The 698-nt window shown below is 63.3% G+C and carries 1 protein-coding gene; it reads left to right on the top strand.

All coding sequences use genetic code 11. The features are described 5' to 3' along the window. Positions 1 to 602 (top strand): hypothetical protein (locus WFK98_RS27210; protein ID WP_336802520.1); only part of this gene is annotated, 602 nt, incomplete at its 5' end. Positions 603 to 698 lie beyond the last annotated feature (96 nt).

Below are 698 nucleotides of genomic sequence, written 5' to 3'. Positions count from 1 at the left end.
TTCCGAGCTTCCGAGCTTCCGAGCTTCCGAGCTTCCGAGCTTCCGAGCTTCCGAGCTTCCGAGCTTCCGAGCTTCCGAGCTTCCGAGCTTCCGAGCTTCCGAGCTTCCGAGGGGGGCTCTGCCGGTATGGGCCGGCGGGGCCTGCGCGCCGCGGCCTCTGGGCGCGCAGGGAATCGCTTTGGCGCATCGCGGCAAAGAACGGCATCCTCCAATCTGCCGAAATGAGCGTGCGGTCGCTCGCGCGGCCGGATGGTGAGGGCACGCGCGTCCGAGAGACGACGCGCCAGGGCGTCGATGCCGAGATGCCGCCTCTCCGACGCAGGATTGCCCATCCGAGCCGGAAAATCGGATTCTTCCGCTGCCTCTGCGCCCATGAAAGGAAAAAAATCGGCGCCGAAAAGGGGTATTCGCGCAGCGCCGGAGGCCGGCGGGAGCCGGCCGCCGGCAAAAAGGCGATCTGCCGATGCCTCTTGTTCGATTTTTTCGAATTTATGTGTGGCTTCAAAATCTGGCGGAAAGCCGCGGCGAAACGGGGGATGGCAAGCGAGTTATGCACGCTTGTCCCCAGGGGTGGCGCACCCCATCTAGAAAATGTCGATTGACGGGGTGGGGCTCGGTGCCTATAACCCGGCTCAAGAACGCGGGCGGCACCGCTGCCGGCGAACGGAAAACTCGTCTTCGAGTTTTGTTAATTTGGT

Origin of the sequence: Kaistia sp. MMO-174, assembly GCF_037147815.1 — a bacterium.
GTDB classification, from domain to species: Bacteria; Pseudomonadota; Alphaproteobacteria; order Rhizobiales; family Kaistiaceae; genus Kaistia; species Kaistia nematophila.
This window is presented reverse-complemented; position numbering and strand designations above follow the sequence as displayed.